The following is a 24,703-nucleotide window of genomic DNA, read 5'->3' as shown; positions in this document are numbered from 1 at the left end:
AACTACCTCACCGCCCGAACTATCTAGTATTTGTATATCTACACCTTCTGATTGTAGCTTTTTCAGCTCAAAGATTGCAGCTTGTTGCATTTCGTCATCTAGTGTGCTTAGGTCAAATTCTTGACCTGCTGGTATTACATTTATATTGTTAACAAGTGCAAAACCTGTCGCAAAACTAAACACCTGTACATCAGATGCACTATTATTTATTGCTTTTGCCATTTTTTATTGTATTGTTACTGTTACAGATTCTTGTCTACTATACCCACCTATACCCGTAAATGTTAATGTAACATCGTATGTTTCGCCTGTTGGATCTCCGTCAAATGTTTCGGGTGATTTGCTCCACACACCTGCTGATTGTTCATTCAACGAAACAGGGTTGCTATTAGGATCAGGACCGCTAAACGGTTCTTCATAGTTCCACTCTATATTTTGTATTAGTGTAATATCTCCACCTATAAAGTTTACATTTAACTCATAATCACCACCACCCAACGGAACGACACTAACAGACGTTAGTAAAAAGTCAATGTATTCTTTTCTGCATTGTAGATCTACTATAGCATCTTCGTTTGTTGCACCTAAGTGTTGGCAAGCTAGAGTTTCAAAAGGTTGTATTGTGACAGGTGTAATGCTTTGGAATCCTACTTTATCACTAGGTATAGCTTGGGTAATAATAGCCGTATTACCTCTATAAAATACATAGCTTTGGTTTGATAGCTCACGTATGTTATTGTATTTAAATGCAAAAGCGTTTAATCTGTAAGTCAGTGGATAACCTTCAGTTAAACTTGTTTGTACGCCTTCAGAGCGCAAAAATACACCATTACCTGTATTCCCATTATCGCCAAATGCAATATTATATAACTGCACACTAAGCCACTTTGATTGCGCTGTATCGTAAAAGTATAACTCTTGTTCTAGTTCTGAATACCATAGGTAAGCACCTGTTAGATATACTGCTGCTGAAGGTGCTATATTTGATGTAATAATATGCTTAACCTGTGTAGCAAAGCTTTCACTTGAGTATAATGTCATTGCAATGTCAGAACCCGAACTGATATTAATGTTAGACCCTGTTGCGCCTGTATCTAGTTGTATTTCCTGCTCAGCTACAATAGATGAACCTGGTGCTGATACAAAGCCTGCTGCTGCAAAGTTTTGAAATACTAAAAAGTTGCTACCATCACCTTGCACTGTTCTTGTAGCATCTGTTATAGTGCCATCTGTTGTGTAAATATTATCACCACTACCGCCACCACTAGGCACAGAATTAAAAAAGTCAGCTTCTAGTACTTCAATTAAATCCTGTGTATCTCCTGCAAATGCTGTAGGTGCAGCAGGATCTATTTGTAGTTGGTCTATTGACCTTGTGAAAAAGTCAAATATACGCCCATTTACATCTGTAGCTCTTACACCATCATTGCCATCTACTAAAGATAAACTAGCAACAGGCTGTAACGTTTGCAGGATTACACCTGCATCTGTTACTTCTACTATACCTGTTTCTTTTTTTATTATTTTCATAGTGTTTTTATTATAGAGTCGTTTAGTATTCTTGCTAGGTCTTGAGCATCACCATTAAAAGCTGCTTTGGGTTGACCAAACAAAGTAATAGATTTTGTGTCAGATGCAAAAAGCGTAAAAGGTACGCCTGTGATTTGCTCTAGTTCTATCCTGTCGTCATCAATAACACGATAAGATAAAACAGGCTGCACGGTTCTGAAAAGTACGAACGCTTGATAAATTTTAATTATTCCGTTTTGTTTGATAACTATGTCTTTCATTAGTATAGTATTATTCCTGTGTTCTTAGATGTTTTATTATGCTTGCCACACTTTGCATAACCTTTGCAATTTTCTTGTGTATGTCCGCAACCCTCGCAGTTATCACACTTGTAGTCAAGATAAAGCGTATAATCAGACTGATTAGAGCATAAAAAGTTTTCTATAGTCTGACGTTTTACGTCTAAACTTTGCTGAATAGTATCTTGCCAAAACGTCAAGCCTTTTACGCCTGCATTTTCTGCCATATTACCCGCATTTAAAAATAATCCGTTACTACCTATCTGTATGGCTATATTAGGCAAAGCTTGATACAATACAGCGTTACTTGTATAGTATAGTAGATGTTCTACCCAAAGTGTTTCGTAGGCTGCATTAGCTGGAAACTTTTGTACAATAGGTCCTATATTTGGATTGTAATTAGACTCGCTTGTGTTCTGCTGCGCTACCATATCGTCATATAGATCAGCACAAAGTACATCTATTACAAATCGTTCTTCTGCAATCTTGATGTGCGCTGCTAGTAGTTGCTGATCAAAACGAGAATTTAAAGGCGTTGAACGAACAACACCACCATTTATAACTTCGCTTGGTTTAATCAATGTCGTTGGCATCTGCTTCTATGTTTTGGTTTTCTAATGGTGGCAGTCCTAATTCCTCACGCTGTTCGTTTTCTGTCATAACTGCGCTAGCATCTAATGTCGACATAAACGACACAATATTCATGCATTGCAAGTGTAGTGCTATATTTTGCCAATTAGCACCATCATTATATGCTGCTGATTCTTTTAAGATTGGAGCTATCAATCTGCGTTCAATCATTTTTTGAACAGGCTTAATAACAGTGTTTAGTATGATTTCATACTCTAGCCTAATTTGCTGATTACTACCTAATTGTCCTGCTGTTTTGATACCTGCTAGACTTGGTGTCCATCTGTGCGCTGTTATGATCTTGTCTGTGGTAATTTCTACTAAGTTTAAGAACTCGCCTTCATTGTGGTTTTCTAATATTTGTACGTCTGCTTTTGCGTCCATGTCTCGCACCACTTGCACAAACATTTTGCTGTTGTTACCTGTACCTGTAAACTTTTCTTGAAACTTCTTAATAAATTGTCCTGCTTCATCGCTATTCATATCAGCAGCCATCGTGACAATAGCAGAAGGTACATAACCATTATCAAATTTTGATTGGTTAAATTTAGCACTTCTGTATTCCATCTCTCCCCAAATAACGCTTGCTATCCAATCTGGCAAACCCCAATAAAAAAATTGTGGGCTGTAGTCTTTAATATGAATTATAGACCGCTCTATACCTCCCACATTTTCAAAATTAGGGTAAACAGGAACTTCTACTACATTTGCAGGATCTTGTTCGCCATCTTCAAAACGATTGCTGATACCAATACATTCCACTTTGTTTGTCTCGCTATATTCCGTAACCTTCTTAGGTCTGCAATACTCTATAGGTACGTGATGAACAGTCAAGTAATTAGCACCATTTAAACGGGACTTTCTAAGCTCTATGAAAGCATTACCATAAGACCACATGTCAAAGAACACCTTTTCTAGTTCTTCTTGTAGGCTTCTGCCATCGCCTGTAATATCGTTTATGTAGTCGTCTAGTTCTCGTAGATCATCCGCATTAGCTGCCTTTGGCGTTTCCATATTAGATATGGATGACATTCTACCATCTGTAGCGTAAAAACCTGCACCGCTTGACAATGTAGTTTTGTTTTTTATAATCGCTCGAGTTGTAGGGCTAGTATTGATAATAGAATACAGTTCATTTAGTAGCCTATTGCTAGTATTTAGGAATGGTATGTACTCTATTGTGCTTTGCTCTAGCTGCCTACTGTCGGGCTCTTTTATGTTGTCAATAGGCAAAACAAAGTTAGCACGATGATAGAAGTTTCTGTTGTGATGATCACTGCACACGTCGAAACCTTCACAATTTAACAGTGTCTTTTTATCCTGCTTTGCGCCTACTGCTTTATTTTGTCTATTGCGTCTACTCATTATAGTGTTGGTATGTCGTTTTCTTTGTCTTTATCTAAAACAGGCTTTTTAGGCATTTTAGAGACAGTAAAATATTTTTTATCTAAGATGTGTACAAGCTGATCTAGTTCCTCTTGTGTTGCGTCCTCTAAGCACTTGTTAAATGCTTTGCCATCTGCTAGTGTTGTACCTACTCTATATTTATTGTATTTCTTTTTTAGTTTTACCATTTTACAGTGTATAAAAAAACGGTGTGCATACGAGAAATACGCACCGTTTACAAAAAATAGAAAAATCTGTTATACAGGAACCGCCCCTGAATACTCAACAGCTAATTTTGTAGTCTGACACTGAAAGTTGAATGTTACTTGATTCTGATCAGCAATAGCCGCACCTGTTGTCGTAGGGCTATTTAGTAACTTAATTCTACGTTTGTCTAGGTCACCCCAAAGCCACTTAACACCGCTCAATGTCTCAACGATTCCAACAAACCCACAACAAGAACCATCTTGCAACTGTTGGATAATGTCACGTACGGATTGTTTGTGACATGGAAAGATACCATCGAATGTTTGCGTAATTGCATAGTTACAGTTTTCCGCAGGTGCGTCCTCATTGAACACTGCTGTAAAATCTGCAAACTCGAATTCATAGAAAACAGCAGCAGCAACCATTGTAATGGCTGTAGCTGTGCTATTATCGTCTGTCGTATATGTGATTGAATCTACGTCATCTTTGTTAGCTAGATATAGCTTTGCTACACCACCACTACACTTCTGACTAGAGCAATCAATAGTTAAACCGCTTGATAAACTCATATTATATTATTTTGCAGCCACCATCAGATTAGGGTGGATGTAGTTAAAACCTAATTTAAAGGCTGTTCTAAAATACATTGCTTCCTCTTTCTTTTCAAACCAACCATCGATAGTTGTACTATCACTGATACGGTCAGTAGCTAGAATCAAGTTTTGACGTGCAGTGTATAACACTAAGTTAGCATCAGCTACGCCTACATATTGCTCGTATAATCCCTGCCATCTAAGCATAGGTACAACCTGAACACCTCTAAACAACATAGTCATACGTCCATTTTCTACTTCACGAATGAAAGCGCTATCACCTGACACACCGTTACGAATATCTTTTTCTAGCTGTTCAGCAACGTTATTAGATACGATTAGACGACGATCACCAACAGGTAACGCTTTTAGTTCATCTTTTGCAGAATCTAAGACTGCATCTAACAAGTCAATTGCTCCACCTGCACCTAATGGTGTACCACTATTCGAACCTAATACTCTGATCAAGTTATTCGCTTGTAGTTCGGGAATGTACTTAGTCCACATACCATCGCAGATATTTTGCTCTGGGTTCACGCTTGACTTATCACCAAACCATGCGAGTAAATTAATCTGACGACTAGCACCTTGTTGCATACGTGTCAAAATAATATCTTGCATCAATGTGCCTTCCATGTTGCCCATGTCAACACCTTTGTTTAATGCTTCCATTAAGATAGTATCTTTGAACTCGTCCCAACATTGTTGTGTCTCACCTTTTACTAGTTCTACCTCTACTTGACGTTCAGATACGTTTAGGCTTCCTGTAGGATCAAAACCACATCCAATGCGTTTGCGTAAATAGTTGTCTAATGGTCCTACAAATACCATATTTTTACGGCTTACCACATTTGGCATTACTTGGTAAATATCAGCTTCAAATGGCTGTACATCTTTGAAAATTGGGTCTAAAAAGATGCGTCTTGCAGTAGCACCTTCAAAATTTACATTAAATTGCCCTAATTCAGTTATCATAGTTATATATAGTGTTTAAGCTACTGTTAAAGCTACGTCAAACGTATAAGGGCTTACAGTTGCATCTGAAATAATAGTAATAGTCATACTCTTTGCGCCTGCTGTAGCAGTGTCTAGAGCGAAAACAAAAGTAGATTCAGGAGAACTTGCGTCTACTTCGATATTAAATGGTGTGTACCCAGCAGGAGCTACTACAGCACCATCCCCACTAGCTGTAATGCTGGTTACTTTTACATTGCCTAATGTAGCTGCTAAAACTACAGCACCTTGCACAGTATCACCTACGCTTGCAGCAGTTAAAGTAACTGTGCCACCGTTCGCTGCTGCTAATTCGTCAAATGTTGCAGCTATTGCGCCTTGTGTTACTTTGTTTCCAATTTCAAAAGCGGCTAAATCTTCTGAGATTTCTAGCGGAAATTCAATGTTTGGCATTTCACGTAATTGCGGACTATAGCTAGATCCGATAGATACAAAAGCTGTTAGTACTTCGTTTACGTTCAATTTGCTAATGTCGATAGCTACAGCCGTGCTAGGATCAGCTACATCTAATTGACCTGCTGCTTCGTTTCCGCTTTGGTCAACTACACGTACATTGTAGTATTCTACTTCGTTTACTGATAATTCATTATCTGAAATTTCAAACAATGGTGTTGCTTTGGTGTATGTTACCACCAAGTTAAATGTTGCAGGCTGTCCATTGATACCAACGAAATCCATACCTTTTGCCTTGATTACATTGTAACCTGCTGCTAATGGATTGTTTTGTTGTTGATAGTCAGACCATTTTTTAGAACCTGTTGTGATTAGTTCAAAAGCCATTATAAAGCGTTTTTGATAGTGTTAGCTAATAAAGAAAACATATCTTGCTGCTTTTTATTTAATACAGGCTTGTCTTCTTTCTTTGTCTCTTTGTGTGCAGGTGTTGCAATAGCTTTAGACGCTTGCTTGTTTTCGATTTCAGTTAAGCGGCTATTAAGCTTGTTTAAAAGATCTTGATTAGCATCTAGTTCTTCTTTAGTTATTACTGCATAACCTTCAGTTTCTAGTGCTTCTTTCATCTGCTCTGCTGTCATTTTTTCAGTCTCAACCGTTGGCGTTTCTTCTACTGTTGCATCTACAGTTTCTTGTACTGTTTCCGCTTCAGCGTTATTAGAAACACCAAATAGGTTAGCCAAGCGAGCAAATAAGCTTTTAGCTTCTTTTACTTGTTTGTTGTCCATTTGATTGTCTAATTGTAATTTAAACGCCATTGGCGCATTTTTGAAATGATTTGTATAGTTGTATTTTTTGTCTGTTCTGTTGTTTGCTTCTACTGATTCTGTGATAGGTTGCGCAGGCTGCATTGTTGTGTTAATGCTATCAATCAAACCTGCTTCTAGTGCTTCTTGAGCAGTAAACCACGTCTCATTTTGCACATACTCTTTGCTTTTCTTCTTTGCTTCATCTTCATCCATGCCTTTAGTCTGCATCATTTTACGTGCATAGATATTGACTATTATGTTTTCGATCTTATCAAGCAAGTCAGCATCTTTGCGTAAATCGTCACTATTGCCGCCACCGTAAGAAAATGGTTGATGCACCATCAAGAAGGCGTCTTCTTGCATAGTTACTTCACTTCCTGCCAATAACATAAAAGTTGCAGCACTGGCTACAAGTCCAATGCCTACAGTTTTTACTTTGCGTCCGTTACTTACCTCATTGCTGATTAGTGCAGACAAAGCAGAACCTGTGAACACATCGCCACCAGGACTATTAATAACTAGTTCTATATCTCCACTAGACATAGATAGGTTTCGAGCAAGTTCATCAACTTGATACTGTGCATATATATCAGTGTTAAATAGAATAGTATTATTTTCAATGTTAGATTTTGTCATATTGCAATAATACAGCAATGCAAGCAAGTAAACATCCGCTTTTTTATGATAAGTTAGTGTAGTAGTATTTGTGTATTAATTAAAAGTATTGTATATTGCACCTATCAATTATTTAAACTCAATTATTATGAAAATTACATTTGATAACAGAAAAAGTATGAAAATACGCTATTCGGGCAGAAGTAGCGATTATATAACGCCTAGTTTTGGTTGGGGCTGCCTGTTTAAGTGTACATATTGTTATATGCGTAGACACAAGCCAAGCGGACTATCTATAGCTAAAAACACAGACCAAATACTACAAGCTATACAAGACCACATAGATACATTAGGACGCAAAAAACCAAACCAAACACACAGCCAGTTTTGGACATACGACATCAGCTGCAACGAAGACTTTGCACTACACGCCAAACATCATGAGTGGCGCAAAGTGTTTGACTTTTTTAAGTACAACCCAACTGCATTTGGTACACTTGCTACCAAATATGTAAACAAAGACCTGCTAGACTACAATGCTAATCGTAAAATACGTATCAGATTTAGCCTAATGCCGCAGGTGTTTTCTGATATACTAGAGCCTAATACTAGTAAGATCGTTGATAGAATTAAAGCTATTAATGATTTTTATAAGGCAGGTTATCAAGTTCACATCAATTTTAGCCCTATTATATGCAATCAAGGCTGCTCAGATGAATACATCAAGCTATTTGAGCAAATAAATGAACTTGTAGACGATGAAATAAAGAGCAGCATACAATGTGAGTGCATATTTTTGACACACAATACAAAAATGCACGAATATAATATACAAAACGGTTGCAGTGATAGCGAAAGCATACTTTGGCAGCCAGAAAGGCAGGAAAGCAAAACATCTAGCTATGGTAGCGTAAATATTAGATACAAGCGCAACCTAAAAAGCACCTACAAAGACTTTTTCTTATATTTGCTTGATAAGCACCTAAATTGGTGCAATGTGCGCTATATATTTTAATTAACAAACTCAATTATTATGAAAGAAGAAATAAACAGCATAAAAAACCTGTTATACTCAGGTCAAAAAGTTAACGTAGGTCTAGCTATATCAATTATGCAAGGCTTAGGTTTGACTTGGAATAGTGCAGGATTTAAAGAGGAGAAAGAATTGATTGATCTTTGTGGTGTTGATGCGTTTACCAAGACAGATCTTAATTTGAGTCACAACAACATCAGCTCCCTACCTAAATCTATCGGTGAGCTTCAACATCTCGTAAAGCTTGATTTGGATTATAACGAACTCGAAGTTCTTCCTGAATCTATTGTACAACTACAGCAGATTGAAGTGCTTTGGTTGAGTCGCAACAATCTGAGTTCCATACCTAAATCTATCGGACAGCTACAGCATCTTGAAGTGCTTTGGTTGGATCACAACAATCTTAGTTCCATACCTAAATCTATCGGACAACTACAAAATCTTAGATCGCTTATTTTGAAGGACAACATCATCAGCTCCATACCTAAATCTATCGGACAACTACAAAATCTTAAAAAGCTTTGGATTGATGATAACCCAATAAGCGAAAATGAGATAGATAAAATTAAGGCATTGCTACCTAACTGCAAGATAATTCCAATGTAATCTTTTAGTACTACTTCAAAGTGAGTTTATTCTCATTAAAATGATTACTGTAATTTTTCAGTATATCATATATAATTGTTCGCTCATAGGGTACAACGTCCGAAACTTGATAAATACATTGTTCTGATTTTGTACCCTCTGCTCTATATTCTTTATATAACTGCGTTACTAAGTATCTGTTAATTACTTTTTCCCTAAGTAGTGAATGCTTGAGCATAAACAACAAAAAGTTATCTACAGAGCATTCTAGCCCCTTGATTCTAGCCCATTCTTTAAACCTTTGTTGAGCTAATTCTACAAACTTAGTGTTTGCATGTTTTTGTTTTTTATCTTTCTGTGTCATCTGCTTGTAGTTCATTAAAGTATTTTATTAATGCTCTCTTTGCGTTGTTTACGCAGTTTTTGCAACTCTGATTGCGTCTAGCCCATACTTTTACGTCGTATCCGTGTTTTACATCAATATACCTATAATACACTTCTAGCATAAACCTAGCTTCATTTAGATTTATGTACATATCTGTACGCATTTTCTCAAGTAGTGCTTTCAAGTCGTCGTGTAGCTCGTTTGGTATTTTTATCTCGTACAACATTTGTATTTGTAGTTTTAATTTGCTATTTTTATGTTGATAACGGATTAAAAAACGTTTATTTTATTGGGAGAGTATATAATTTTGATTGGGTAGCACTTTGCAGCGATGTAGAGTGCTTTTTTTATAATGTAGCTCTAGTTTTTATTTCTGCTCTGTCTGTATCATCACGCTGTATGGCATCCCTAGTATTTGTCGTGTAGACTACTTCTAGTTTGTTTAGCTTATTAGCAGTTTCTATACTTAGCTTTGTAATCTGTTCTAGCACTTTGGTACTTTGCACAGGATTTGGAGCAGTAACAATGTTTGGTGGTGGTAATGGTGCGCTAACTATGCCACCCGTAGCAAAACCAGGTACACCAATAGATCTAAATGTTTTAGCCCCACCTAGTCTAGCCTGTTGTGTTTTATTTAGTACTACCTCGCCTGTTTTTAACGTTGTTAGCGTATCATCTCCATTACTGCGCTTAATAGACTTACCTTTTATATTTTTACCAACTACACCACCTGTGGCTAGTGGTTGTGCGGATATTACGGCTATCTGTGCTGCTGTCGTTGCGATTGCTCCTGCTACTGCTGCTGCTCTGAATGCCTGTACTGGTGTAAAATCCGTAGTTTGTAATAAGATTCTAGTTACAGCTAATGCACCATTTATGGCTGCTTGTGCTATCGCAATGGCTTTTTGTGTTCTTGCTGCTCGCCTTTGCGCTCGTTCTTGTGCTGCTGCTATCTCATTAGCTGCTGTCGTTTCTTCTTGCACTCGCTTTTCTAGGAACTTCTTTTCTAGTCCACTCGCTTTGTTTAGGCGTTCATTTAGTGCATCGAGTCTTTTTTGTTGTTGCTGCTTCTCAAGCTCAAATCTTTGCTGTTGTCTTTGGTCAATGCCTTGTGTAAACTGATCAATAAAACCAATGCTATCTGTAAAAGTCTTAGATATTGCGTCAATGGTTTTAATTTGACTATCAGTACGCTTTTTAGCTTCTGTCTTAACTTTGTCTGTTTGCTTTTCTTCTAGTTGTGCTAGCTGAGTATTTAAGGCTTGACGCTTAGACACAATTTGCTGTATTTGGTCGTCAATATCTTCTAACTCAGACTCATTTAGCAGTATTCTTTGTTTTTCGAGTGCTACTAATTGATCAACTATAGACTGTTTTCTACGCTCTAAGCTTTGTTTTTCTGCTTGTTCACGTGTAATATCACCTTGCGCACGTATTTGTTCTATTCTGTTTAGTTCGTTTGTTAGTTCAGCTTGTATAGCTGCACTTTGTGCTTTTGCATTGTCTAACTGTTGCTTAAATCGCTTTTGTGCAAAATCTTCTTGTACGTCTAAAATCTGCTGTTGTCTGCGCTTTTCTTCCTCTACTTCGATTGCAGTTAGTTCTTTGCTGATCTGCTCTACCTGCTCTGCATTACGCTTTCTAAACGCTATAACCTGTGCAGAACCTTCTCCAAATGCTTCTGCTAGTTGTTGTTCTTGTTTTACTGCATCAGCTTTTAGTTTATCAAAGTTCTTTTGCCTTGTATCTAATCGTTTTTCAAAGCTTCTGTTTATTTCTGCAATTCGTCTTTGTTTTTCGTCTTGTATGTTCTTGATTTGAGCATCTACAAACTGATCTTGTAATTTAAGAAGTTGTGCTGCATTAGCCTGTTCTAGTTTTAGCTGATCTGCTAAGGCTTTTTCTCTTAACTTCTGTAGTCTTTCAAGTTCTCTCTTTGCTGCTTCAAATCTTTTTTTAGCTGCTTTTTCGTTCTGCTTTGCTAGATCTTCATTTAGATCTTCTGCCGTACCTTTAGCAGCCCCCGAAAAATCGCCAACTGCTGTTAAACTTTCTCGTAGAACCTGCTCTAATGGCTGTAGTACTAGGTCTAAGTTTTGTAACTCCTCCTGTAGTAAATCCCTGCTATTATTCCTAGCTTCATCTATTAAAGATTCAGTAAATGTCTGTGTTTTGCCAAAGTTATCTGCAACTATGTTTGTAATCTTATCCGTATCTTTAGCAAATTCCGCAAAAGCATCAATACCTTGCCCTAAAAACGATTCCCTTAAATCTTTAGACTGTTGTAACCTGTCTCTTTCGTTTTCGACAATCTCTTTAGTGATATCAGAAATTAGATTTGCTCTAGCTTGCTGTACAGTGTTTTCTATTAATGATTCTGTAGCCGCATCTTGAGCTAGTTTTAATTGCTCTAGTAGTTGCGTTTCGTCTTCTATGTTGGTTAGTGTAACACCTGATATTTCTTCTAGCTTTTGACGTGCTGCTATCTGTTGTTCTTTACTTAATGTTTCATCAGTTGCCGCAACTACTAAACTGTCTATTTCTGCTTTTTCTTCTATAAATCCATCAACAACATTATCGAATGTTTCTGCAAAACGCTTGTTTAAACGACCTGCTACAGTAAAACTAGCTATATAATCGTCAATTGCTGTCGCTATTTCGTCAAATTGCTGAATGATTTGAGGCAAATTACCTAATACAGCAAATGCACCGACAGCGAGATTAGCAGCAGGTGGTATGCCACCGATAGCCCCTACAAACTCTCTAGTTTGACGACCTGCCAAACGTAATGCACCAGAATAATTGCCCACGTTGCGCTGAAACTGTCCTACGCTTTTATCAATACCCTTTAGCCTAGTATCTAGCTTTGTTACCTGTGCTGTTAGCTCTCTAAACTCTTTAGTATTGGTTTTACCATCGGCTGCAAGGTCTTTTAGTCTCCTGCGAGACTTGATAAGTTCTTTACTTAGTTTTTTATAAGCGCCTGTAGATTCGTCTGCTGTTTCTTCTACCTCCTCTTTAAAACCTTTGGCTTCTTTTTTGGCTTTTTTTAACTCATTTTGTGCAACTACAAGCTGTTTGATCAAGTTATCAAATGCAGGACTATCTCTATCTTCTTGTTTAGTGTCTTTGATCTGCTTTCTAATGTTTTTAATTTCTTCTTGCAGTTCAATAACTTTCTTAGTGCCTTGTATCTGTATATCTAAGATTATTTCTTTTGTCATTACTGTAGAATGTTTAATAAACCGATTTGGTTTGCGTTAATAGTTTTTGCTGCATCGCTGTCATTTGGCGCAGCATCTAGCAATAATGTTGTTTTAGTTGTTGTGTTGGTTAGTGGTGACCATGACTCTACTTCTTGTAGTATATATCTTTGATTGTTGATTACTACTTTTTGTGCAAAATCTAATTGCAAAATATCTAGTGTGTTGTATTTGATGTAACACTCTAGCTGCACAGCTTGATTAATCCTGCTATATTGCGTTAGATAGAATCTTCTGAATAGTCCAAATTGTGTGTTATTGTTTACTGTAACATCTGAGTAGCTCAAACTAGGTTCTAATCCTGTTTGATCGTTGAAATTAACCGCAAATGCAACAGGATTGTTAACTACTTGTATAATTGGTGCACCAAATGGATTAGTAGCACTAGAAAACTGTATTTTCCCATCGACATCTGTACGGGTTAACGGATCAGGTTTAATTAGTATTCTAGGACTGTTAGTATCTACTTTTTCAGAGGCATTAGGGCTATCTTTATAGTTGTTACTCCAAACAATAGACACCAAAGGCGTTATATCTGAGTCAATAGCTCTAATATCTGTATCTAACAAGTGTAGAGTAGGTGCAAAAAATGGATTTTCGTCATCTTGTGTTGACTCGTTAAAAACTTCTGTGTCTAGATCATACCTAGCACCATAAACGGGCACTTCTTCATTTACATTTAGTACTTCATATGTCGGATCGCTTGCAGGGTCTCTATACTTATATAGATAGCTTTCAGCTACATCTACTTTATTGATACGTCTAGAATCTTTACTTAGGTCTAGTCTTTGTGTTATATCTGCACCACCTTCATAAAATCCAGCTTGTATATCTTGTGTTGCAGGTGGTTGTGTGTTTATCCAATTATCAGAAGGTTCTATTTTTACTGTTCGGGCTGCATCGTCTGTATCAAACTTGAGGTTAAATAAGTGCTGAACACCTTTGATAAAATCAGTTATTAGCCAATCTTGTAATAAAAACTTAAAGTCAATTGGCACACCTTTACGTATCAGTGCTTCGCCTCTAACTTCAAATGTACCGCCTGTAATATCGTATTGATACTGTGTAGCTAGATTAATTACACCTGCTGCTATCTTTTCTCCTGCGTTTAGCTGAAATATACCGCTTAATTCTATAATTCGATCAACATCACTTAATGTTGGTGTAAAAACATTACCTACAGGTCCATTACCGTTACTATCTACTAAAATAAATTGTGGGCTTTGTGTACCTATTACAGTAACATTATTTATTATAATGCTTGCCTTGATTTCAACAAATTGATCGTAAGGCGCTGTGTATGTCGTACTACCTGCTAGTAATCCACTTGGAAAAGTTGGATCAGATGCTATGTACGGGTTAAATGGTGCGTTAGGTGGCGTTTTAGTTTGATTGTCATATACAATTTGTGCGTTAGGGCTAGCAGCAGTAGTGATTGTTTTTTCTGCACTGATATTTAAATATTCTTCTGAAAATGCTGTATTGTATTTATCTGGTAGCAATACAGGTAGTATCAAGCTTTGTGCTAACTCACTTTCCAGAAAGTTACTATCTATCGTGTAACCTACGCTGTTAAAAATGCGAGTCAACAAAGGTGCGATATACAAAGCAGGTGAACATTCAAAAGCATTTATGAAATTAACACCACCAAAAGGCGCACGTTTTACAATAGCATAGCAATAGTCCTGCAAACTAGCATTAACACTAAATAGCCCGTTTTCGATCTCTACTACATCAAAATCATGTACTAAATCAGAGTAGTTTAGGTTTGTGCCTAAGAATTTATCTTTTAGTAAAGTAAACCAACCTGCATTATTTCCAAAGAACGCCACGTTGTATTTTTTATCCTGCAACTGATATGCACCACCACGTTGTTTATTCTCTTTGCGCTGTGCTGTGCCTTGCAAAACAGGTACACCATTGACTTCTATACTAGCAGTCTGCAAACCTTTGACACCTTGCAATACGCTTTTGTTTTGCTTGCTTGCAGGTAGAGTGACAGAACGTTCAGACCTTGAGCCTTGAGTACTAGAAATATCATCTTTATCAGTGATAGAGAATGTTAAATCTAGGTTTAGGTTATCAGGATCAAAATCTAGTTCTTGGTCGGCTACTTTTATTCGTATATACTTTTTCATTTATAACATATTTTTACCGCCTAAAATTTCATTAAGAACCTTGTATACTTTTAAATCCCTGTACTTTAAAGCAGTTTTAATAGTTTCAATTTTAATCGACCTAATAGATAGATATGTTTGTCCCCATTCTTTTAAATCTTGGTCTGATCCTCTGCAAAAATACTTGTGACCTATTTTATCGTAAGCATCAATGTATGCTTGATCTTTAATTTCTATTTTACTCATACTATGTATATTGGATTATCTTATCATTTTTTCAGCTTTCTAATCTTCCTAATAAGTTGCAACATTCTATCATGAGCAGCCGCATATTGCATACCTACTAGTATGCCGTTTTTAATCTCTTGCCGTTTTAACCTCAATTCTTCTTCTAGCTTTTCGATCTCTGCCATACTATGTGTATTGAATTATCTTATCATTAGCCAAAACAGCTACTAAGTTATATTTGACTAGCTGTCTATTTCCTGTCTTAGTCTCTACAATTTGCACTACATCTTCGATTACTACAGGCTGTAAACCTTGTGATGTTTCTATGTAGACCTCTACAGAATAAAGTAACTCTTTTAGCCATAAAGCTGTACTAGGTTCTAGATCTAGGCTTTCTAGTTCAAATTTAGTACTAGCTGTCTTTTCTAAACTAAATGTACCTTTGTCGCTTAGTGTGTTTTGTGGTGCTGCGTTAAACCATGCAAGCGGCTTCTGTGCCGTTGTTCCTGTCACATTAATAGACTGTACTTTAGTATTACTAAATGTATAAGCATCAAAACCACCCAAAGCATTTAAGAAATGCAATCTTAGTTCTGAATCCTCACAAACAGACTTTAATTTATATGTTTTTAACTCACTGACAGGCACATTTAATGCTGTTGTAATCTGTACTGTGTAGCTGTCAACACTAGGATTATCAATATTAACTGATCCTGCTGTAAATGTAATATTTCTAATCTCATTAGGACCACAACCGCAAGTAAACTGGTAGAAGTCAGATAAAGGTGTACTTATATTTACTGTGCCATCGTCAATTACCACACCTGCGGCATCAAATGTGCGCACACGTAAAGCTAATATATTAGCTCCAAAGTCACGACCAATAAAAGATACTGTTGCAGATTCTTCTAATTGTATATTTTGTGTTGCTGTAGAGTTGGTCAATAGCCTTTCAAGTGGTGCGCCAAGAGTCAACACATAGTTATCTAAGTTCATTACTTCATCATGTTGCCTTGTTGCTGCTGTAGCTGTTAACTGTGTAGTAATGTCTGTTAACCCTATGTCAGTTAGCAGTCCTGTTGCAACATCTATGTACTCATAAGTAATAGTGACTGTAAAGTTCACATACAAACCTGTGTCTAGGTTAAAATATGCTTGTCCATCTGCATTAGGTGCGCTATCTGATTTAGTTTGACTGTTAGGCTGTAAATAGTCTTGTAAAGCTTGCTGCACGTCAATGTCAAAACTAAACAAAACCCCACCTAAATCGCTAACAGGTTGCAGTCTATATTGTGCTATTTGTGCGCTAGTGTCTACGTCTGTGATTGTTACTACAGCATTTACAACTTCATCTATAAAAGTAGGAGCAAAAACAAACGTCTGAAACAATACGGGACGATATGCGCTAACAGGATTACTAGGTGGTTGTGTGATAAATGGCATAAGCTACGGGTTTAAATATGCGTCTAATACATCATCATTAGCTGCATTTGTTTCAAAATCTGCTGCAAAGGTATCTGATAGTTGCAGAGGTTGCGCCACTCTGATGAATGCTACTTGCTGTTCATAGGTAGCTGCATTGTAAGCCTCTAGACGTTCAATAGGTATATTTAATGCTTTCCAATGCTCGCTGTAATTACCCGTATTGTACATTTTTAACAAGATACAGGTTCTATCTATATGACCTAATGCTATATTAACACTAGTTATATTAGATTGCATTGTGATTGCTTGTGCTTCTGTCATTATTATATTTTTTGCTCAATACTTAGATTTATAATAACCTCTAAAGTATCTTCAATCATTTTATTTAATTCGTCGTCCACTTCTGCAAGTGCATCTTCAATAGCTTCTGTACGTTTACCTGTTTTACTAAACCTACTACTTGATCTAGTTCGCATACCTTCACGTTTATGCTTTCTAGCAATAGCAAAAGCAATGGATAAAGCTTCTTTGTCTGACACACCAAAACGTAATCTAGCAAAGTTTTTTAAGCCTTGTATGTATTTAGATGTTCTTGCACCACTACCACCACCGAAAGGTATATTTGCAGCAGCCACACCATTATTGACAAACTTAGCATAATTTTCAGCTAGCACTTGTATTCTTGCTCCTGATACTCGTGTTTGCACTTGCTGTTCTATTGAGTCAATTAACTTGCCTGTTAGCTTGTGCCCTTGTAGCAAGAATTGCTTTTTAACTGCATCTACTACTAGGACACCTATTTTATTTGCTAGTTCTTCAATTGTTTCTATCACGCTACACAGGTTTTATCAATTCATAATCATTAGTATCACTCACAGGCATAGGATAAGCAGCATTGATTGTACTACCATCTACTGCAACATTTTCACAGTCTAGAAGTACCTGCATACTAAAGCGAGTATCTAATACTATCAGTCTATTATTGTAGGCATTAGTAAACACTTCTGTTGTATAGTTGCCTTCATTTGGTTGCAAGCTAAATGGATTATCAACAGGAAAATTTAGACCTTTCTTTAGCCCTATCTTTTGCAAGTTGCGCATGAAGTTGTTTTGCAACTGTCTCAACTGTTCGGTGCGCTCTAAGATACTTTTAGTACTTGATGTACTGTCATTCTCATAAAATTGAGGAATGCAGAACAATAAAACTACATCTATTGTGGCATTTGGTCTACTTGTAGCTGTTTGCCAATTTGACACAACAGCATAAACAGCAGGATATTCAACGCCAACTGAATTGCTTACATTGAATGAATTATCAATGCCATTAGTGTTTATATCCTGCGGTAGTCCATAATGATAGAACTTAAAGTCTAAACCTTTGGCGATGTTGTGGAATATGTTTGATAGTTCGATTAAGTTCATTTGTTACGTTTTTGCGATTCCTCAAAATACCTGTTTTCATACTCTGCTTGTGCATTTTCAGCGCTTAAATAAGTGTAAGCCATGTAGAGCGGCACACGTTCAGCAGCTTTGATAGGTGGCAAACTAGGATCTAACAAAGCAGGACTTTCAGCAATGCGTTTTAATGTTAGATAGTATCCGTAGGTTTGTTCTAATTGCTCTGATCCTGCTGCAACTTCAAGATACCTTTTAGGGCTAGCTTTGTATAAGTCGCTAAACCTTCTTGATATTTCCTGTTTTGTTGCTGCAAAAAAAAAGCTACTTGCCAGACCTTATCCACACTGCATTGCATAAATATAGCTTCACGGGCTAATAAAGCATCACTGTATTGCTCTGTTTTACTTCTACGGCATAAAATACACATAAGTTTAGCTAAATGCTGAAATTTGCCGTTTTTAATCTTGCTGTACTCCATTTCTAGCTGACAGGCTTCTAAGAAATCACCAACCGTGCTATTTTGCATAAACTGACTAGGTAGATAATAAGTCTGTCCGTTATGCTCTATCGTTTCAGTATATTCAGCAGTGCAAACAGTATTAAGCAGGTTAAACAACTTCCAAAATAAAGTTTCTACTTGCTTTAGTTTGCATCTAATCAGTACTTGTTCATCTATCATGCAGAAGTGACTAAGCACAGCTACAAAATATTCAAATGCGGCTGCCTGTTCGCTTAGTGGTAGTTCTAGCACCTGCTCACGCCATTTATCCGCTTCGTGTTCTGTAGTTACTATGTGTAGTCCTGTTGGCATTTCTATCTTTAGGTAAATAGTAAATTTACTTAATGTTATGTCTTGCCAATCCTCAGGATAATCATAATGCTTGTTAGCTATCTTGATTCGTGCCATTTCCGATGTTTTCTATTTCTTCTATAATACTGATTGGTAACTCTACACGGCTTATACTTACAGATGCACCATTGAAAAACATTTCTTGACTAATGTATATTGTATCTTCATCAAGCATAATAGTACTAGCTCTAATAATACTATTGTCGTTTTGATCTATGGTTTCTCGCTCGCATCTTATATAATCTTCGTGTTCATTCATATTTTAGATATATCTTTTTCATCAACTTGATATACTTTGCTGTTGTAATCTACGGCTATTTTATCAAAAACGCCAATTATCCTACATTCGACAACTCTAGTATATTTTGTGTACAATTTACCCTCAGTAGACGCTAAACTAACTGAATATACCGAAACAAAAGCAGCAATAGCAAAAACACCGCAAAGAACCCTACTTGCATTAAAACTAGGATCTTCGACATCTAATACAGCTTTTATGGCAAAAAGTAAAACAGGCAATATGCAAGCAAAGTAACAAAACAGCCATCTATTAATTTTTTTAAACTCTATTCTTACTTTCACATATTCACCTACAAAATACTTTTGCTTATCATTGCTTGCCTTTCTTAGATAATTTTCGTGATCATTCATTATGCCCATGCTTTAGCCCTTAGATATGTTGCAGGTAAATCTATTTTAGCACCGCTTGATTCTTTATAAGCCTTAATACCTTTTACTGCATCTTCTTGTTCCCACTCCTCTAAACTATCCCATACTTTTCGTGCATCTTGCTTGTTGCGCTTATAATCGTACGCAGACCAAAACGAGTTAAAGCGAGCGTCTAACACTGCTTTGTTTTCTTTGATTTTGCGCATGCCTTCGGGGCTATTATCAGCTAATACAGTGCCTTCAGTTTCTTGTACTGGCATCTTGGCTAGTGGTTGTGCTTTTGCTTTACCTTTACCTGTTGTAACTAGCTTAAACCTACTTGGTTTATTCTGCTTGTTCAGCATGTCAAGCGGCTGCTTTAATCTGTGATGTAATGCCTTGATTAGCTGCATGCGCTTGTGATACTTATGCACTTTTTGGAACTCCTGCACTTTTTGCACAAGTTCGTTAGCATGCTGTATAATGTCGTTGTAAGCTTGTTGTTTATCCATGATGTTTTTTATATTATTTGATTACACAATATACAAATAATTGATAACTTATCCAAATGCCTGTACATTCCTGCCTTGACCTACTGTCATCACTGTATAGTATCTTACTGCATCCCAACCATGATTAAATTTATTAATAGGCTTGTTAGTAGCTCGACCATCTGGATTTACTAGCCATTTATATAGTTTTTGTTCTTTCAGTAAACCTTGGCTTGTAGCTGTTATAAAAATAGGGTACTTCTTAACTACTTTTATTCCGTACTTAATCGAATCTTTACCTTTTACAGCACCTTTTACAGTTACATTCATTCTATTCAGTGCATTGATAGTTTTTGGCTCTTGACTGTCTGCATATGTAATTAGGTTTCTTAGCTTACTAGATTTTATTGATTCTACTATGTCGTCATCTTCCATGCCAACGCTGTACATTCGTTCATCTATATAAAGTCCACCCCTGTAAAAACCACAGTGATACAGTGCAGTCGGATCATTTGTGTACCCAAAGTCAAGACCACCACCAGGACGTTTTAATATTTCGGGCATTTCGGGAACAATCGTAACTTTAGGAAATATTAAGCCTTTGATTATTCCATATTGTCCATGCACATACACTTTGCGTAAATCAGGATCACTAATAGACTCAACCTCTTTAATTAAAGACTTGGGCAAAAATGGATTATCTAAATACGTACTAATAATCGTTTGCACATCTTGCATTGTATGCGCTCTCTTATCCTCCAATTCTGTTTTAATCCACGTATACGGATCTGATGGATTGAAATCTATAAAAATAGTATTTTCAGTACGGATAAGCAACTGAAAGAAATCAGTATCAAAGTTTAGCTCATTAGCTTCATTGCAAAATAATATTTTACGCTTCCTACCTCTTACTTTCTGCTGATCATCTACGCTAAAAAACTCAACTACTCGACCATCAAATATATATTCCCTGTCAACTACTCTATGTCTAACTTTAGAATGTAGTACACCCCAATTAGTCAATATTTCTTCAAAGTCTTTTTGTGCTGTTGCTTTTAACGAAGGTAATGTTTTACGAACTACACTACATACACCACTACTTATTATTTCGCCTTGTCTTAGTTCACCAGTTAACAGCCACCTTGCAAGTAATTGACACAAAGAATAAGTTTTACCAGCACGTGTACCACCTCGATTAATTACTATTCTTTTTTTACTTGTGTAATTTCTCCAAAATACATTACTTGCTTGAATCATTTATTTCTGTACTATTATTTATAATCTGTATCTTAAAGCTTTGTTCTTTGCTTTCATCGTCATTAGCTAGTGCAACACGTTGTAGTTTTGGTAACTGATACTCCAATAGTGCAACGTATGTTTTTACACGCTCACTAGCTGATAATTCTGCAATGTCTTCTTCTATAGTTTGATCTATCATAGATAATACTTTTTCTACTCTTGCTTTTGCTTCTTGTGTTTTTTTGTTTCTTAGCCCTCTAGGACGACCTGGACCAAGTTTATTACCTTTCTTGAATGCCATTTTAAGATGTTTTAGAATGTTTTTAAAACTGTATAATATTGTTTTATATGATGTTTTTGCGTATATTGTCACTATTTAATTTACAAAAATAATACAAAAAATGCAAAACGAGAAAAAGCAGTTAGCGACACAGACATTTTGGAAAGCAATAGACGTAGTGATAGACACTATCGTAGAAGTAGAAAATGCACTACAAGACAATAAATTCAACTTTATGGAGGGCTTAGGCTTGACAGATAACGTTTTTAAGATAGCAGGCACTATCAGAACAGCTACAAAAGCAGATTGGAATGATTTTGACATCTTAGATGCTGACATAGCACTAAAGACTGAAGAAATCGTATCTAAGCTTAGAATAGAAAAACACTTAGCGCACAACATTACTATGAAATCTATTAACATACTTGAACGTATTATATCCCTAATTGCAGATTTAAAAAGCCTCTAGCCTATTGATGTTTTTTTAGTTGAACGTGTGCACGTTGGGAAATATGCAGGCGTTTTTATAACTAAAAGGCGTACAATTTGAATAATACGTTTATATTTAGTATCTTTAGTATTATAATAATTGAAGTATAATGTTTTATAAAGAAATAATTGAGTACAAATACAAGGTGTTTAGCAGTGAATGTTGAGCGCCTTTTTTTATAACATCAAAAATAAAACATCATGAATATATCGGTTTGGCTATGCGCCTGTACTTGTATGGCGTATAGGTATTGTTGTACACAGTACTGGTTTAATGAACTAAAACTTAATAAAATGGAAGAAATAACGATTTACAAATTTCAATTAGAAGTAATAAAAGAGGCTTTGCGAATAACTGCCAACATACACGGAAGTAGAAAGAAGAAAGAAACTTGCCACGATAGAATGGTAGTACAAGCCGAGAAGTATGCAGAAAATGCACTTAAAGGCGAAAAAGATATTAGAGTACCATACATTTAGTATTATGAACATATCTTTTATTAATAAATGCACTTACCCTGTGCTCATATCATTAGAGGACTGCTTAACAAAAGACAGACAACACTTAGATACATGTATTGAGATTCCTGCTATGTTAAAAACAGACACACCTATTACTATAGTACCAAAAGAAAAGCATTTTACAATAAATATAGGTAATTCTAAAAAAAACATATTAGTTCAATCTGATAATCATTTTACTGTTAATGGCTTGCCGCCCCAAAAACAAGGCGTTTTTATATTAGTAGATACTGGAAAAGACTACTTTAGACACATTCAATTACTAAACAGGTCAGACATAGTACCAACTTATAAAAATCATGTAGTATATGTGCATGAATTTATAGAACAATGTTTTTAAACCAACTAAAAAATAATATCATGGCAGGAATAGAAAGCCTTATTACATGGTCAGCAGGACCAAGCCTACAACGCAGATACTGTGTATATTCTAAATTAAATTCTAGTGTTGAGCTAGGGTATATTTCAGCATATTCTACTACAGCAATAGATCAAAACGGAAACACAGTAAACGTGTATTTATATAGCGTTTGGTGTACTAATGCAGATGATTTAAACAGAACAGAGAAAGGCAGCCATAAGTGCATAGCACAGGGTTTATCTAGTTTGGATCAGTGCAAAAATATACTACAGCAAAAGCTAGAAGAAAGATTGAAGGCGCAAAGATTAAAGAAACAACAACAAGACGAACAAGATGCAGAAGAATCTTAGAGTAACACTAATGGACATATCAGGATCAGATAAAAGTTTTTGTTTGGCTGCTTGGCAATCTACATTTAGAGAGCTAGATATAGAGATACCCGACAATGTAGAAGATAGGACAAAAGCTATGTTTGATGCTATTTGTAAAACCAAAAAAAAGACACCGCAAGAGTTAATTTCAATGTTAGCTAAAGAAGGTCACCACACACCTTTTGAGTTTTGTTATTTGCAATTTAATATAGTTGCGGATATTGCAACGCACATACATTGCTTAAAACATCGAATAGGTATTTCTATAAATACAGAAAGTGCAAGATACAAAGAGCTAGAAGATAAACACTACATACCTAACGACTGGGATTCTTACACATCTCAATCATACGGTGCTAATCGTGTAAAAATACAACTTCAAAACCATACACTGCAAGGCGAGAAACTATACCATTATGCTATAAATGAATTACAAAATAAAGAAGGGCTTACACGTAAACGAGCGAAAGAAACTGCTAGGTACTTTTTAGGATACAACAAAATGCTAAACTTTACAATGGCATTTAATATGCGATCATTTATGCACTTTCAGCGACTTAGAAACAGCCCTAATGCGCAGCTAGAAATACGCACAATAGCACAAATGATGCTAGAGCAAGTCAGAGAAACAAATAGGTTTCCGCTAACATTAAAAGCATTTGGTTATGAATAGTCTTGATCACTACACAAACGAAGGCAGCAGCATTGATGTTGTCACATGGGCAAAAAGTCAAGGTTTAGACGTAGAAGGTTTCTGTAGAATCAATGCACTAAAATACCTAATTAGAGCAGGAAAGAAAAGCACAGAAACTAAGCAGGAAGATTTAATAAAAGCATTAGATTACATATACAGAGAGTTGACAGGCGAATGGATAGATAAAGATTTAATCAGACAAAAAATAAAACAATGCCAAAAAGACACGAATTTAAGCCAGTAGAGACATTTGAAGACTTGCAATATAAAGTTGAGCAGTGGGCAAAAGATAAGGGCATACTGAGTAGTTTAAACGCATCTAAGCAGATGTTAAAAGTTAATGAGGAGGTAGGAGAATTGACAGGCGCATTGCTGAAAAATGATAAGGCAGGTATAATTGATGGGATAGGCGACAGTCTTGTAACTCTTATTATCTTATCCGCTCAGTTGGATTTAGATCCCGTAGATTGCTTACAGGCTGCTTGGAATGAAATTAAAAACAGAACAGGGAAAACTAGAAACGGTGTCTTTATCAAAGACTAGAAATAAAAAAAGCAGATGCTACCAACATCTGCAATATTTCTTACATGATAGAGTAAAAAAAATAACCTACTTATGCAATATAGGAAAAGTCTAGCGAAAAACCAAACTATTAAGCACAAAGACTAGAAATAGAAAAGGTAGTACGCTTGATTTGTGTACTACCTTTTTTAGAATTATCTAATTTTTAGCATTTTCATGGCATCATCTACACTATAAATAACCCAATACGCCACGCCAACAGATTCTAATTCCTGCTTGCATTCTAGTTCTCCCTCTGTTAGTTTAGATTTCCTGCTACTCTTTATTTCTACACAGTAAGTATTACC

The 24,703-nt window shown here is 36.2% G+C and carries 36 protein-coding genes; 9 read left to right on the top strand and 27 right to left on the bottom strand.

What is annotated here, in order from left to right; genetic code table 11:
• From MK119_RS22660 to MK119_RS22615, 10 genes are all read right to left on the bottom strand, one after another.
• Positions 1 to 222: hypothetical protein (locus MK119_RS22660; RefSeq protein WP_290683723.1), on the bottom strand; the 222-nt coding region annotated here is incomplete at its 3' end.
• A 3-nt stretch (positions 223 to 225) separates the two neighbouring features.
• Positions 226 to 1,530 carry a hypothetical protein gene (locus MK119_RS22655; RefSeq protein ID WP_290683721.1) on the bottom strand — a complete coding sequence of 435 codons (1,305 nt, stop codon included), beginning with the start codon at positions 1,528 to 1,530 and terminating at the stop codon, positions 226 to 228.
• Positions 1,527 to 1,790: a hypothetical protein gene (locus MK119_RS22650; protein ID WP_290683719.1), complete on the bottom strand. Its 264-nt coding sequence runs from the start codon at positions 1,788 to 1,790 to the stop codon at positions 1,527 to 1,529. Before MK119_RS22650 ends, MK119_RS22655 begins: the two co-directional genes overlap by 4 nt.
• Positions 1,790 to 2,401: a hypothetical protein gene (locus MK119_RS22645; protein ID WP_290683717.1), complete on the bottom strand. Its 612-nt coding sequence runs from the start codon at positions 2,399 to 2,401 to the stop codon at positions 1,790 to 1,792. The genes MK119_RS22650 and MK119_RS22645 overlap by 1 nt, the downstream gene beginning before the upstream one ends.
• A complete protein-coding gene (locus MK119_RS22640) occupies positions 2,382 to 3,509 on the bottom strand; it encodes a phage portal protein (protein WP_290683715.1) in 1,128 nt (375 codons plus the stop codon). The genes MK119_RS22645 and MK119_RS22640 overlap by 20 nt, the downstream gene beginning before the upstream one ends.
• A 293-nt stretch (positions 3,510 to 3,802) precedes the next feature.
• On the bottom strand, positions 3,803 to 4,012 hold the full coding sequence (locus tag MK119_RS22635; RefSeq protein ID WP_290683713.1) for a hypothetical protein: 210 nt from the start codon (positions 4,010 to 4,012) through the stop codon (positions 3,803 to 3,805).
• Between the two features lie 69 nt (positions 4,013 to 4,081).
• Positions 4,082 to 4,600 carry a hypothetical protein gene (locus MK119_RS22630; protein WP_290683711.1) on the bottom strand — a complete coding sequence of 173 codons (519 nt, stop codon included), beginning with the start codon at positions 4,598 to 4,600 and terminating at the stop codon, positions 4,082 to 4,084.
• Positions 4,601 to 4,606: 6 nt separating this feature from the next.
• Positions 4,607 to 5,599: a hypothetical protein gene (locus MK119_RS22625; RefSeq protein WP_290683709.1), complete on the bottom strand. Its 993-nt coding sequence runs from the start codon at positions 5,597 to 5,599 to the stop codon at positions 4,607 to 4,609.
• 15 nt (positions 5,600 to 5,614) lie between these two features.
• Positions 5,615 to 6,418: a hypothetical protein gene (locus tag MK119_RS22620; RefSeq protein ID WP_290683707.1), complete on the bottom strand. Its 804-nt coding sequence runs from the start codon at positions 6,416 to 6,418 to the stop codon at positions 5,615 to 5,617.
• Positions 6,418 to 7,476, bottom strand: a complete 1,059-nt coding sequence (locus tag MK119_RS22615; RefSeq protein ID WP_290683705.1) for a head maturation protease, ClpP-related — start codon at positions 7,474 to 7,476, stop codon at positions 6,418 to 6,420. The genes MK119_RS22620 and MK119_RS22615 overlap by 1 nt, the downstream gene beginning before the upstream one ends.
• A 127-nt stretch (positions 7,477 to 7,603) precedes the next feature.
• Here MK119_RS22615 and MK119_RS22610 point away from each other — a divergent pair, with 127 nt between their 5' ends.
• Both MK119_RS22610 and MK119_RS22605 read left to right on the top strand, forming a co-directional pair.
• Positions 7,604 to 8,470 carry a radical SAM protein gene (locus MK119_RS22610; RefSeq protein ID WP_290683703.1) on the top strand — a complete coding sequence of 289 codons (867 nt, stop codon included), beginning with the start codon at positions 7,604 to 7,606 and terminating at the stop codon, positions 8,468 to 8,470.
• A gap of 18 nt (positions 8,471 to 8,488) precedes the next feature.
• Positions 8,489 to 9,094 (top strand): leucine-rich repeat domain-containing protein, encoded by a 606-nt coding sequence (locus MK119_RS22605; protein WP_290683701.1) that lies wholly within the window; start codon positions 8,489 to 8,491, stop codon positions 9,092 to 9,094.
• Positions 9,095 to 9,104: 10 nt separating this feature from the next.
• Here the strand turns inward: MK119_RS22605 and MK119_RS22600 are convergent, their stop codons facing one another.
• From MK119_RS22600 to MK119_RS22520, 17 genes are all read right to left on the bottom strand, one after another.
• Positions 9,105 to 9,437, bottom strand: a complete 333-nt coding sequence (locus tag MK119_RS22600; RefSeq protein ID WP_290683699.1) for a hypothetical protein — start codon at positions 9,435 to 9,437, stop codon at positions 9,105 to 9,107.
• Positions 9,421 to 9,684, bottom strand: coding sequence for a hypothetical protein (locus tag MK119_RS22595; protein WP_290683697.1), 264 nt, complete (start codon positions 9,682 to 9,684; stop codon positions 9,421 to 9,423). Before MK119_RS22595 ends, MK119_RS22600 begins: the two co-directional genes overlap by 17 nt.
• 121 nt (positions 9,685 to 9,805) lie before the next feature.
• Positions 9,806 to 12,682 carry a hypothetical protein gene (locus tag MK119_RS22590; RefSeq protein WP_290683695.1) on the bottom strand — a complete coding sequence of 959 codons (2,877 nt, stop codon included), beginning with the start codon at positions 12,680 to 12,682 and terminating at the stop codon, positions 9,806 to 9,808.
• Positions 12,682 to 14,859 (bottom strand): hypothetical protein, encoded by a 2,178-nt coding sequence (locus MK119_RS22585; protein WP_290683693.1) that lies wholly within the window; start codon positions 14,857 to 14,859, stop codon positions 12,682 to 12,684. Before MK119_RS22585 ends, MK119_RS22590 begins: the two co-directional genes overlap by 1 nt.
• Entirely contained in the window at positions 14,860 to 15,084 is a 225-nt protein-coding gene (locus MK119_RS22580; RefSeq protein WP_290683691.1) for a hypothetical protein, read from the bottom strand.
• A 23-nt stretch (positions 15,085 to 15,107) separates the two neighbouring features.
• Positions 15,108 to 15,251 carry a hypothetical protein gene (locus tag MK119_RS22575; protein WP_290683689.1) on the bottom strand — a complete coding sequence of 48 codons (144 nt, stop codon included), beginning with the start codon at positions 15,249 to 15,251 and terminating at the stop codon, positions 15,108 to 15,110.
• Position 15,252: 1 nt separating this feature from the next.
• Positions 15,253 to 16,509, bottom strand: coding sequence for a hypothetical protein (locus MK119_RS22570; protein WP_290683688.1), 1,257 nt, complete (start codon positions 16,507 to 16,509; stop codon positions 15,253 to 15,255).
• Positions 16,510 to 16,512: 3 nt separating this feature from the next.
• Positions 16,513 to 16,812, bottom strand: coding sequence for a hypothetical protein (locus MK119_RS22565; protein WP_290683687.1), 300 nt, complete (start codon positions 16,810 to 16,812; stop codon positions 16,513 to 16,515).
• Positions 16,813 to 16,814: 2 nt separating this feature from the next.
• Complete coding sequence (locus MK119_RS22560) at positions 16,815 to 17,324, bottom strand: hypothetical protein (RefSeq protein ID WP_290683685.1); 510 nt, start codon at positions 17,322 to 17,324, stop codon at positions 16,815 to 16,817.
• A gap of 1 nt (position 17,325) precedes the next feature.
• Entirely contained in the window at positions 17,326 to 17,913 is a 588-nt protein-coding gene (locus MK119_RS22555; protein WP_290683683.1) for a hypothetical protein, read from the bottom strand.
• A complete protein-coding gene (locus MK119_RS22550; protein WP_290683681.1) occupies positions 17,910 to 18,050 on the bottom strand; it encodes a hypothetical protein in 141 nt (46 codons plus the stop codon). The genes MK119_RS22555 and MK119_RS22550 overlap by 4 nt, the downstream gene beginning before the upstream one ends.
• Positions 18,051 to 18,103: 53 nt before the next feature.
• Positions 18,104 to 18,796, bottom strand: coding sequence for a hypothetical protein (locus MK119_RS22545; protein ID WP_290683679.1), 693 nt, complete (start codon positions 18,794 to 18,796; stop codon positions 18,104 to 18,106).
• Positions 18,774 to 18,998 carry a hypothetical protein gene (locus MK119_RS22540; RefSeq protein ID WP_290683677.1) on the bottom strand — a complete coding sequence of 75 codons (225 nt, stop codon included), beginning with the start codon at positions 18,996 to 18,998 and terminating at the stop codon, positions 18,774 to 18,776. The genes MK119_RS22545 and MK119_RS22540 overlap by 23 nt, the downstream gene beginning before the upstream one ends.
• Entirely contained in the window at positions 18,995 to 19,390 is a 396-nt protein-coding gene (locus MK119_RS22535; RefSeq protein ID WP_290683675.1) for a hypothetical protein, read from the bottom strand. Before MK119_RS22535 ends, MK119_RS22540 begins: the two co-directional genes overlap by 4 nt.
• Positions 19,390 to 19,899, bottom strand: coding sequence for a hypothetical protein (locus MK119_RS22530; RefSeq protein ID WP_290683673.1), 510 nt, complete (start codon positions 19,897 to 19,899; stop codon positions 19,390 to 19,392). Before MK119_RS22530 ends, MK119_RS22535 begins: the two co-directional genes overlap by 1 nt.
• Before the next feature lie 48 nt (positions 19,900 to 19,947).
• Positions 19,948 to 21,135, bottom strand: a complete 1,188-nt coding sequence (locus MK119_RS22525; protein WP_290683671.1) for a PBSX family phage terminase large subunit — start codon at positions 21,133 to 21,135, stop codon at positions 19,948 to 19,950.
• Positions 21,119 to 21,418, bottom strand: a complete 300-nt coding sequence (locus tag MK119_RS22520) for a hypothetical protein (protein ID WP_290683669.1) — start codon at positions 21,416 to 21,418, stop codon at positions 21,119 to 21,121. Before MK119_RS22520 ends, MK119_RS22525 begins: the two co-directional genes overlap by 17 nt.
• 100 nt (positions 21,419 to 21,518) lie before the next feature.
• Here MK119_RS22520 and MK119_RS22515 point away from each other — a divergent pair, with 100 nt between their 5' ends.
• The 7 genes from MK119_RS22515 (at position 21,519) to MK119_RS22485 (ending at position 24,377) form a co-directional block, all read left to right on the top strand.
• Complete coding sequence (locus tag MK119_RS22515; protein ID WP_290683667.1) at positions 21,519 to 21,866, top strand: hypothetical protein; 348 nt, start codon at positions 21,519 to 21,521, stop codon at positions 21,864 to 21,866.
• Between the two features lie 314 nt (positions 21,867 to 22,180).
• Entirely contained in the window at positions 22,181 to 22,366 is a 186-nt protein-coding gene (locus MK119_RS22510) for a hypothetical protein (protein WP_290683665.1), read from the top strand.
• 40 nt (positions 22,367 to 22,406) lie between these two features.
• Complete coding sequence (locus MK119_RS22505) at positions 22,407 to 22,748, top strand: hypothetical protein (RefSeq protein ID WP_290683663.1); 342 nt, start codon at positions 22,407 to 22,409, stop codon at positions 22,746 to 22,748.
• Between the two features lie 20 nt (positions 22,749 to 22,768).
• Complete coding sequence (locus tag MK119_RS22500; protein ID WP_290683662.1) at positions 22,769 to 23,119, top strand: hypothetical protein; 351 nt, start codon at positions 22,769 to 22,771, stop codon at positions 23,117 to 23,119.
• A 10-nt stretch (positions 23,120 to 23,129) separates the two neighbouring features.
• On the top strand, positions 23,130 to 23,813 hold the full coding sequence (gene thyX / locus MK119_RS22495; protein ID WP_290683660.1) for an FAD-dependent thymidylate synthase: 684 nt from the start codon (positions 23,130 to 23,132) through the stop codon (positions 23,811 to 23,813).
• Positions 23,806 to 24,078 carry a DUF3310 domain-containing protein gene (locus MK119_RS22490; protein ID WP_290683658.1) on the top strand — a complete coding sequence of 91 codons (273 nt, stop codon included), beginning with the start codon at positions 23,806 to 23,808 and terminating at the stop codon, positions 24,076 to 24,078. Before thyX ends, MK119_RS22490 begins: the two co-directional genes overlap by 8 nt.
• Positions 24,048 to 24,377, top strand: coding sequence for a MazG-like family protein (locus tag MK119_RS22485; RefSeq protein ID WP_290683656.1), 330 nt, complete (start codon positions 24,048 to 24,050; stop codon positions 24,375 to 24,377). Before MK119_RS22490 ends, MK119_RS22485 begins: the two co-directional genes overlap by 31 nt.
• Positions 24,378 to 24,703: the final 326 nt, after the last annotated feature.

It is taken from the genome of Kordia sp., from assembly GCF_022447245.1.
Classification (GTDB): Bacteria; Bacteroidota; Bacteroidia; order Flavobacteriales; family Flavobacteriaceae; genus Kordia.
This window is presented reverse-complemented; position numbering and strand designations above follow the sequence as displayed.